The 9361-nt window shown below is 75.0% G+C and carries 7 protein-coding genes; 4 read left to right on the top strand and 3 right to left on the bottom strand.

Features of this window, described 5'->3' with window-relative positions; genetic code table 11:
• Window positions 1-467: metallopeptidase family protein (locus tag ADY01_RS27525; RefSeq protein WP_234320433.1), on the top strand; the 467-nt coding region annotated here is incomplete at its 5' end.
• Between the two features lie 54 nt (window positions 468-521).
• Here ADY01_RS27525 and ADY01_RS27520 read toward each other — a convergent pair.
• The 3 genes from ADY01_RS27520 to ADY01_RS27510 all read right to left on the bottom strand — a co-directional run bounded on the left by ADY01_RS27520 (window position 522) and on the right by ADY01_RS27510 (window position 6095).
• Entirely contained in the window at window positions 522-2030 is a 1509-nt protein-coding gene (locus ADY01_RS27520; protein WP_049578921.1) for a DUF5719 family protein, read from the bottom strand.
• Entirely contained in the window at window positions 2027-5671 is a 3645-nt protein-coding gene (locus tag ADY01_RS27515) for a glycosyltransferase family 2 protein (protein WP_049578920.1), read from the bottom strand. Before ADY01_RS27515 ends, ADY01_RS27520 begins: the two co-directional genes overlap by 4 nt.
• Before the next feature lie 160 nt (window positions 5672-5831).
• On the bottom strand, window positions 5832-6095 hold the full coding sequence (locus ADY01_RS27510; protein WP_049578918.1) for a WhiB family transcriptional regulator: 264 nt from the start codon (window positions 6093-6095) through the stop codon (window positions 5832-5834).
• A gap of 512 nt (window positions 6096-6607) precedes the next feature.
• On the opposite strand from ADY01_RS27510, the gene ADY01_RS27505 reads away from it, so the two are divergent.
• The 3 genes from ADY01_RS27505 to ADY01_RS27495 all read left to right on the top strand — a co-directional run.
• A complete protein-coding gene (locus ADY01_RS27505) occupies window positions 6608-7108 on the top strand; it encodes a cysteine dioxygenase (protein ID WP_049578916.1) in 501 nt (166 codons plus the stop codon).
• Between the two features lie 13 nt (window positions 7109-7121).
• The gene (gene cofD / locus ADY01_RS27500; RefSeq protein ID WP_049578915.1) at window positions 7122-8087 is read left to right on the top strand and encodes a 2-phospho-L-lactate transferase; all 966 of its coding nucleotides are present in this window, start codon (window positions 7122-7124) and stop codon (window positions 8085-8087) included.
• Window positions 8084-9361 (top strand): coenzyme F420-0:L-glutamate ligase (locus ADY01_RS27495; protein WP_049578913.1); only part of this gene is annotated, 1278 nt, incomplete at its 3' end. The genes cofD and ADY01_RS27495, both read left to right, overlap by 4 nt.

Here is a 9361-nt window from a genome sequence, read left to right as displayed (position 1 = left end):
CATCCAGCAGCGTCCCCCCCGCCCCATCCGGCCCCTCGGGCCCCGCCGACCGCCACCGGCACCGGGACCGTCACGGCCGCGGCATGCGCGGACCCGTGGCGCCGCCCCAGGTGCCGCTCGCGGTGAGCAGGGCCGACACGTTCGACTCCCTCGTGCACGACTCGGCCGAGCGGCTGCGGCGGCGGCTGCCCCAGCTGTCGGGCGTGGACTTCGGCGTCCAGGACGTGCCCTGGCTGCCGCGCGAAGCCGAGGGCGCCGCGGCGGACGGCGCCGTCCCGCTGGGCGGCGTGGTCAGGGCCGGGGGCGGGCGGCCCGACCGGATCGTGGTCTACCGGCGGCCGGTCGAGCTGCGCAGCAGGGACCGCGACGAGTGCGCGCAGCTGGTCCACGAGGTGGTGGTGGAGCAGGCGGCGGAGCTGCTGGGTCTGGCCCCCGAGTCGGTCGACCCGAAGTACGGGCAGGAGTGAACGGCGGCCCCGCCCCGGCGCGAGAACGCCGGGGCGGGTGTCCGGGCCGCCGGCTCAGTCGGTGAGCACCGACAGGTCGGGCTCGGTCTCGGGGACGGCGACCGTGGAGTTGTCGTCGGGGACGGTCTGCACGGTGAACGTGTCCCGTCCCTCGCTCTCCACGGTCAGCGTCCTGGCGGCGTAGAGCGGGCCGCCCGACGGGTCGAGGACCACCGCGAACAGGCCCTCGGTGGAGTCGGGCACCTCGGGGGCGAAGGTCAGGGTGGTTCCGCCGTCGACCGTGTAGACCTCGGTGACCGGCTCGCCGCCCCCGGCTCCCGCCGACAGGGTGACCTCGACCTCCACCGCCTCCTCGGGCGCGACCAGGGAGAGCAGCGTGCCGTCCGCGGTGTTCCCGGAGACGGTGGCGCGCCGTTCCACGGGGGCGGTCGCGGGGATGTACGCCGACTCCCGCTCGCCCTCCTCGCCCGAGGTGACCTGGAGCGCGGCGACCACGACGCCCGTGGCGGAGCCGTCGGCGGGGGTCAGCACCAGCGAGCCCGCCTCGCCCTGGGTGAGGCCGCCGAGGTCCACGGCGGTCAGGCTCCCGGCGTGGACGGAGACCGTCTCGTGCCCGGCGGGGATGATGGTGCCGGTCGGCCCGGCGAGGGCCACGTCGAACGCGAGGTCCTCCTCGCCCGGCGCGAACACCACCAGCCGCACGCTCGCCGCGTCCGCGGGGATGCCCGGGAGGACGACGGGCCCGGTGGGGGCCGCGGCCGGCGGGAGCCAGTCGGCGCCCAGCTCGCTGTCCACCGCCTCGATCTGCGCGCCGATGCGGCCGGTGCGGGCGGTGACCTGCACGGCGAGGTCGGGCGCCTCCTCGGCGTGGAGCGTGGAGAGCCGGATCGGAACGGTGGCGCCGCCGGGCACGGTGATGCCCTGGCCCGCCTCGGTCCCGAGCCGGCCGTCCGGCCCGTAGAGCTCGATGTCCGCGACGACCGCGGCCTCGTCCGGGTTGGTGATGTGGACGTAGTCCGAACGGGAGGTGGCGGTGCTGGCGCCGGAGAACCAGAACTCGGTGTCGGGGGTCTGGCACGAGGTGCCGAGCAGGCCGCCGCCGGGGCCCGTGGTGACGCTGGTGGTCTGCTGCACGGTCCAGCCGGGGGCGAGCCCGTCCTCGGCGGTGCCGGTCAGGGCGGGGGCGCCCGCCTCCTCGACCGTGGCGGTGACGGGCGTCCCCGGCGTCTCCAGCGGGACGAAGGGCTCGGGCGACTCGCCCTCCTGCTCCTCCCCGCCTTCGCCTTCCGGGGCCTCCTCGCCCGGCGCGTACTCGTCGGCGGGGAACAGGGCCGCCGTGCCGGGCTCCTCGGCGTCGGACCCCGGCGTGAACGCCGTGTACCAGGTGGTGGCCGCCTCGGTGGCGGTGGGCCTGGGGCAGGTCAGCGCGGTGCGCTGGACGGGCTGGGGGCTGCGGAGCACCAGGTCGGTGGTCTCGGCGTCGTCGGGGCGGAGGGCGGCGAAGCCGGTCACCGCGGCCAGGGCGGTGACGACGGCGAGAAGGGAGATGGTCGCGCGGTTCACTGCTGGGAGCCCCCATCGCCGTAGTCGGACGGATAGTCGTACGGCGCCGTGTAGTTCGGGTCGTAGTACGGCTGCTGCTGCGGGATCTGACGGCCGTACTGGTCCTGGTACGGCTCCTGGTACGGCTCGCCGTACGGGCTCTGCTGCTGGTCCTGCTCGCCGTAGCCGTGCTCCGGGTAGCCCTGCTCCTGGTAGGGCTCGTGGTACGTGTCCTGGTACCCGGGGTAGGGCGCCGTCTCGGCGACCGGCTCGGGCTCGGGCGAGGGCACCGGGGCCGGGGCCGGTTCGAACTGCCGTGGGATGTCCGGCGCCTCCGGGGTGCCGGGCGCCTCGCCCGCCGCCGCCGCGGCGGCTGCCGTGGCCTCGCGCCGGGCGCGGCGGCCGGTCGGCGGCGCGGTGGGCAGGGGCTCCTCGGGAAGGTCGTCGTCGAGCTCGCGGCGCCGGCCGGGCAGCGCGAGGATGGCGAGGACCAGGAGCCCGAAGCCCTGGGCCCACACCCACAGGGTGTGCGTGCCCGAGGTCTCGTGGACGATGTCGAGCCGGCCGCCGCCCTCGGGCAGTTCGAAGCCCTGGGCCCAGCCGCCGAGCGTGACGGGCGTCAGCGGCTCGCCGTCCAGGGTGGCCCGCCAGCCCTCGGCGGCGGCGTCGGCCATCCGCAGCGTGCGCCCGGCGGGGCCCTCGGGCAGGTCGGTGTGGACCTCGACGGCACCGGCCGCGACCGGGACGGGCTCGGCGTCGGCGCCCTGCTCCTCGGCGGGCATCACCATCACGCGGGAGACGTCGCGGTCCACGCGCCACAGGGCGCTGCCGTCCTCCTGGCTGAGCCGCTGGAGGCCGGGGGTGGTGTCGAGCACCCGGTGCAGCTCGCGCGGGGAGCCGTCCTGGACCAGGACGTACCGCACGGCGTACGCGGCGAGCACAGCGGTCTGGTCCGCGCCGGAGCCGGCCGCGAGATCGCCGACCGCGGCGCTCAACTCCTCGTTCTCTCCTAGCAGTTCGGTCAGGTCGGCGTCGCCGAGGCGGGCACCCGAGCCGCGGACCAGGGTGTAGTCGACCCGCTCGGCCGGCTCCGCGGCCTCTCCCCTGCCCCCGAGCACGAGGGTCCGCGCCTGGTCCTGCGTGGAGCTCTCCTCCGCGACGAACGCGGGCACCTGCACGGGGTTGGCGCGTTCCAGCGGGCCGTCGGCGCCGCCCAGGACCCACCCGGCGGCGACCAGCAGCGGCCCAGCGGCGGCGGCGCCCGCGACGGCGACGGCGACGGGCTGGCGCCAGCCGAAGCTCTGGGCGGCGACGCGGTACCTGGCGCCGTCGGCGCCGAGCAGCGCGGCGCTGAGCAGGGCCAGGCCGTAGACCAGGGCGGCTGGTCCCGCCCAGCCGTCGATGTCGGACCAGACGGCGAAGACCAGGGCGGCGAGGGCGACGGCCCAGGCGGTGGTGACGGCGAGCCGCCGCTCCTTGCGGAGCAGGGCGCCGAGCGCCGCGAGGAGAAGCCCGGCCAGCAGCCAGGTGCCGGGGGTGCCGGGGCCGCCGGGGTTGAGGTTGAGCAGCTGGACCGGGGTGGCCCGGCCCGTTTCGAACGGGAGGCCCGCCTCGGCGAGGAAGCCGGAGGGGCGCAGCAGCGCCGACCAGGACCAGGGCCCGAGCAGCAGCACGGGGGTGAGCAGGAGGGCGCCGATCCTGGCGGCCTTGGCGCGCACCAGCCCCGGATCGAGGGGGAGCGGGAGGACGACGGCGAGGATCCCGAGCAGGACGGCCATCGGCCAGATGACGGGGGTGAACGCGGTGCCGAGGGTGAGCAGCAGCGCGCAGGCCCAGACGGCGCGCCAGGAGCCGCGCCCGCCGCCCGAGGCGTATCCGGCGGCGGTGACGGCGGCGCGGGCGAGCGGCGGCAGCAGCACGGCGAGCACCGCGGTGCCGATCCGGCCGCCGGCGAGGGCGCCGGTGACGGCGGGGAGGAACGCGTAGGCGACGCTGCCCCAGGCGCGCAGGACGCGGGACATGACCAGCGGCCGTGAGGCGAAGTAGGCGCTGGCCGCGGCCAGCGGGACCGAGCCGACCAGCAGCAGGGTCATGGCGAGGCCCGTGGAGCCGAGCAGGGCGCTGGAGAGCAGGGCGAGCAGGGCCAGATGGGGCGGCGCGGACTCGGTGCCGCCGACGCCGACGGGCTGCCAGGTCTCCAGGTACCGGTCCCACAGGGCGCCCGCGTCGGCGGGGGCCGGCAGCAGGGCGCCGCCGGTGAGCGCGCCGCCGCCGATGAGGTCGCGGGAGGCGAGGGACGCGGCGAGCAGGAGGACCAGGAAGAGCATCGGGCCGGGCTTGCGGACCAGGCGGCGGACGCGGGCGAACTGCTCGACGTCCAGCGAGTCGGACTCGTCGTCCGTGGGCCCGGACTCGACGGCGCCGTGCCGTCCGCCCGAGGCGGCGGCGGGCTCGGAGCGGCCCCCGACGTTGCTGACGACCTGTTCGAGGGCGGTGCGCAGGGTGGCGAGCGGCGGCGGGAAGAGCGGGCGCAGCTCGGCGGGGTCGGAGTCGGGGGCGGTGGCCTTGGCGCGGCGGCGGCGGGCGCCGAGGATGCGCCCGGGGCGCAGCAGCGCGCCGAGCAACCCGGCCGCCTCGTCGAGGGCGCGTCCCGGGAGCTTGCCGACCAGGTAGCCGAGGACGCGGAGCAGGGTGCCGAGGACGAGGCGGAACAGGACCCAGGGCAGCACGCGGGAGCGGGCGTTGACGAGGAGCGCGTAGACGGCGGCGGCCTTGTCGACGCGGTGCGGGCTGCCGCCGAGGCGTCCGCCGCAGTCGATGGAGCGCCGCTCGCGGGAGGCGGCCTCGGCGTGGCGCAGGACGGCGGCGGGGGCGACGAGGACGCGGTGGCCCGCGGCCTGGGCGCGCCAGCAGAGGTCCACGTCGTCGCGCATGAGGGGCAGGCGCCTGTCGAAGCCGCCGAGTTGTTCGAAGACGTCGCGCCGGACGAGCATCCCGGCGGTGGAGACGGACAGCACGGGGCGGACCTGGTCGTGCTGGCCCTGGTCCTGCTCGCGGCGGTCGAGCCCGGTCCAGCGGCGGCCGCTGTTGGCGATGGAGACGCCGACCTCGAGGAGCTGCCTGCGGTCGTACCAGCCGCGGAGCTTGGCGCCGACGATGGCGGCGGAGGGGCTGGCGTCGGCCTGGCGCAGCAACTCGGCGAGGGCGTCGGGCTCGGGCGCGGAGTCGTCGTGGAGGAGCCAGAGCCAGTGGACGGGCTCGCCGTGCGGAAGCTCGGGGAGGTCGTAGGTGCTGGTGTCCCAGGTGCGGCTGACGGGGTCCCAGGCGCTGGGGCGGCGCAGGTAGGGCAGGTCGTCGGGGGTGAGGACGGGGGCGGTCCTGGCGGCCTCCGCGACCGCGGTGCCGAAGCCGCTGCGGCGGGCGAGGTGGAGAACGCGCTCGGCGCCGAGGGCCTCGGTGACCAGGGTGGCGGAGGAGTCGGCACTTCCGGTGTCGGCGGCGATGACGTCCTGCACCGGCCGGTCCTGCCCGAACAGCCCCGTCAGGACGTCGGGGAGCCAGCGTTCGCCGTCGTGCGAGACGAGCACGGCGGTGACGACGTGCCGCGGGAATTCGGGATGGGCGGCCTGCTGCGGCGCCGCCGCCTGGCTGTGCACGGACATCGAGGTGCTGGCCCCGGTTCGCTGGACGGTGTGGACGCTGCCGCCCTGCGTGGCGGCGCTACGTCTCGGACAGCGCACCACACTAGCGTCTGGGACCGTCGGAGCCCGCCGGACAGAGGGGGGATTGGTCAGTTCCGATCAGGCCGGAGCCGAACGGGAGTCAGACGGCGGCCTTCTTCAATCGGCGGCGTTCACGTTCGGACAATCCACCCCAGATTCCGAAGCGTTCATCGTTCGCCAAGGCGTATTCGAGACATTCGGAGCGGACCTCGCAGGCGAGGCAGACCTTCTTGGCCTCCCGGGTGGAGCCGCCCTTCTCGGGGAAGAAGGACTCGGGGTCGGTCTGCGCGCACAGGGCGCGCTCCTGCCAGCCGAGCTCTTCGTCCGCCTGGTCGACCAGCAGTTGTTGGAACAGCTCGGTCATATGCGCGCCCCTCGTCTTCTTTGCTTCCCCGTGATGCCGTCGTTATCGATACCGCTCGAACGACATGAGTGAAATTACAAGTGGGCTGCTCAGTGGCAGTCAAGCCACGATCAGTTATTCACCCGATGATTCACCCTGTGGCACCACAAGCGCACGGAAAGTGTTCAAATCGGCACGAAGTATGCGCGCTCGTGCGGCCACCAGCCGCGTATTCCGGTCGTTCTCCTCTCACTTCGCACACCTACTCCGTATGAGAGACGAACCGGGGTTCGGATTCGTTGCTCCTCGTCGCCCGCCGCGATGAGGATCACAGCCCGATCACGGATGCGCAACGGCGCTCACCCCGGGTATGAGCCCACCTGTCCGCTCGATCCGTGCATAAACCTTTCCGCTCCCGTCCCGACCGGAAGTGGTGAAACAATGTCGCCGGCCGCGCGCTCCGTTGACTTATCCCGCCCGGCCGACCGGCGCGACCCGCACCCACCCCGACCACCGAGACGGCTACGCCTCCCATGGACAACGACAACGCCATCGCCGGAGATCCCACGGCGATCCCCCACCTCCTGCCGCCCGTCGCCGAGCACCCGCGGACCGTGGCCCGGTTCGCCGGACTGGCCGCCACCCTCGCGAGTGACCGGGCCTGCTGGGAGCCCCTGGTGCGCTTCGACGCCACCAGCCGCTGGTACCACAGGCTGCGCACCGGCCCCGGCTACGAGGTCTGGATGCTGAGCTGGGTGCCGGGACAGGGGAGCGAGCGTCACGACCACGGCCCCTCCTCCGGCGTCTACACGGTCCTGGAGGGGGCGCTCACGGAGAACGCCGTCGGCCGCGGGGAGCGGGTGCTGACGCCGGGCTCCTTCCGCGCGTTCGCGCCGGGCTACATCCACGAGGTGGTCAACGCCTCGCTGGAGCCCGCGGTCAGCCTGCACGTCTACTTCCCGGGCCTCACCGAGATGCGGATGCACCCCCGCACCCGGGCGGAGCCCGCGCCCCGGGCGCCGCTCGCCTGCTGACAGACTGGGGCGTATGCAACGCATCGTGGTTCTGTCCGGCGGCATCGGCGGCGCCCGCTTCCTGCGCGGGCTGCGGAGCGCCGCCCCGGACGCGGACGTCACCGTCATCGGCAACACCGGTGACGACATTCACCTGTTCGGCCTCAAGGTGTGCCCCGACCTCGACACGGTGATGTACACACTCGGCGGCGGCATCCACGAGGAGCAGGGCTGGGGGCGGGCGGAGGAGACGTTCACCGTCAAGGAGGAGCTCGCGGCCTACGGGGTCGGCCCCGCGTGGTTCGGGCTCGGCGACCGGGACTTCGCCACCCACATCGTCCGCACCCAGATGACCGGCGCCGGGTATCCGCTCAGCGCGGTCACCGAGGCGCTGTGCCGGCGCTGGCAGCCGGGCGTGACGCTGCTGCCGATGACGGACGACCGCGTCGAGACGCATGTGCTGATCGAGGACGGCGACGGCGGGCGCAAGGCGGTGCACTTCCAGGAGTACTGGGTGCGGCTGCGGGCCTCGGTGCCCGCGCACGCCGTCGTGCCCGTCGGCGCGGACCAGGCGCGGCCCGCGCCGGGGGTGCTGGAGGCGATCGCGGCGGCCGACGTCATCGTCTTCCCGCCGTCCAACCCCGTGGTGAGCGTGGGCACCATCCTGTCGGTGCCCGGCATGCGCGAGGGCATCGCCGAGGCGGGGGTGCCCGTGGTCGGCCTCTCGCCCATCGTCGGCGACGCCCCGGTCCGCGGCATGGCCGACAAGATGCTCGCCGCGGTGGGCGTTCCCGCGACCGCGGCGGGTGTCGCCCAGCACTACGGCTCGGGGCTGCTCGACGGCTGGCTGGTGGACACGGTGGACGCCGACGCGGTGAAGGCCGTGGAGGCGGACGGCATCCGCTGCCGGGCCGTTCCGCTGATGATGACCGACCTGGACGCCACGGCCACGATGGCCCGCGCGGCGCTGTCGCTGGCCGAGGAGGTCGGGACCGCATGAGTGAATCCCCCGCCCCCGCCTACCGGGTGTGGGCGCTGCCGGGCATTCCCGAGGTCAAGCCGGGCGACGAGCTGGCCAAGCTGATCGCCCAGGCGGCGACCGCCCCCGCGCTGCCGGGGCTCGCCGACGGCGACGTGCTCGTCGTGACCTCGAAGATCGTCAGCAAGGCCGAGGGCCGGACGCGGCGGGCCGACTCGCGCGAGGCTGCCATCGACGAGGAGACCGTCCGCGTCGTCGCCAGGCGCGGGCAGGCCAGGATCGTGGAGTCACGGCACGGCTTCGTGATGGCGGCGGCCGGGGTGGACGCCTCCAACACCCCGCCGGGCACCGTGCTGCTGCTGCCCGAGGACCCCGACGCCTCGGCGGAACGGATCAGGCGCGGCCTGCGCGAACTGCTCTCCGTGGACGTCGGCGTGGTCGTCACCGACACGTTCGGCCGGCCGTGGCGGGAGGGCCAGACGGACGTGGCGATCGGCGCCGCGGGCGTCGAGGTGCTGGACGACCTCCGCGGCACCACCGACCCCCATGGCAACGCGCTGGGCGTCACCGTCACCGCCGTCGCGGACGAGCTCGCGGGCGCGGGCGAACTGGTCAAGGGGAAGACGGACGGGCTGCCGGTCGCGGTGGTCAGGGGCCTCGCGCACCGGGTGGACACATCCGCATCCGCCTCCGCCAGGGACCTGATCCGTCCCGCGGCGAACGACATGTTCCGGCTCGGCACCTCGGAGGCGGTCCGCGAGGCGGTCGCGCTGCGGCGCACGGTGCGGGAGTTCACCGACGCGCCGGTGGATCCGGAGGCGGTCAGGCGTGCGGTGGCCGCCGCGGTGACCGCCCCGGCGCCGCACCACACGACGCCCTGGCGGTTCGTTCTGCTGGAGAGCGCCTCGTCCAGAACGCGGCTGCTCGACGCGATGCGGGAGGCGTGGATCGCCGACCTGAGGCGCGACGGCAAGACGGAGGAGAGCATCGCGCGGCGCGTGCGCCGGGGCGAGGTGCTGCGCGCGGCGCCCTGCCTGGTGGTGCCCTGCCTGGTGGCCGAGGGGGCGCACGCCTACCCGGACGCGCGGAGGGCGGCGGCGGAGCGCGAGATGTTCGTGGTGGCGATGGGCGCGGGCGTGCAGAACCTGCTGGTGGCCCTGGCCGGGGAGGGCCTGGGCTCGGCCTGGGTCTCCTCTACGATGTTCTGCCGCGACGCGGTCCGCGCCGAGCTCGGCCTGCCCGGCTCCTGGGACCCCATGGGCACCGTGGCCATCGGCTACGCCGCCACCCCGCCC

Origin of the sequence: Streptomyces sp. SBT349 (assembly GCF_001083795.1) — a bacterium.
In the GTDB taxonomy this organism is placed as follows: Bacteria; Actinomycetota; Actinomycetes; order Streptomycetales; family Streptomycetaceae; genus Streptomyces.
The sequence above is the reverse complement of the archived record's forward strand: the minus strand, read 5'-3'. Positions and strand labels throughout refer to the sequence as shown.

What these genes read in the sequence shown, in the direction of transcription:
- ADY01_RS27505 (WP_049578916.1), top strand. Translation starts at nt 6,608, where the DNA reads ATGGACAACGACAACGCCATCGCCGGAGATCCCACGGCGATCCCCCAC.
- ADY01_RS27510 (WP_049578918.1), bottom strand. Translation starts at nt 6,095, where the DNA reads ATGACCGAGCTGTTCCAACAACTGCTGGTCGACCAGGCGGACGAAGAG.
- cofD (WP_049578915.1), top strand. Translation starts at nt 7,122, where the DNA reads ATGCAACGCATCGTGGTTCTGTCCGGCGGCATCGGCGGCGCCCGCTTC.
- ADY01_RS27515 (WP_049578920.1), bottom strand. Translation starts at nt 5,671, where the DNA reads ATGTCCGTGCACAGCCAGGCGGCGGCGCCGCAGCAGGCCGCCCATCCC.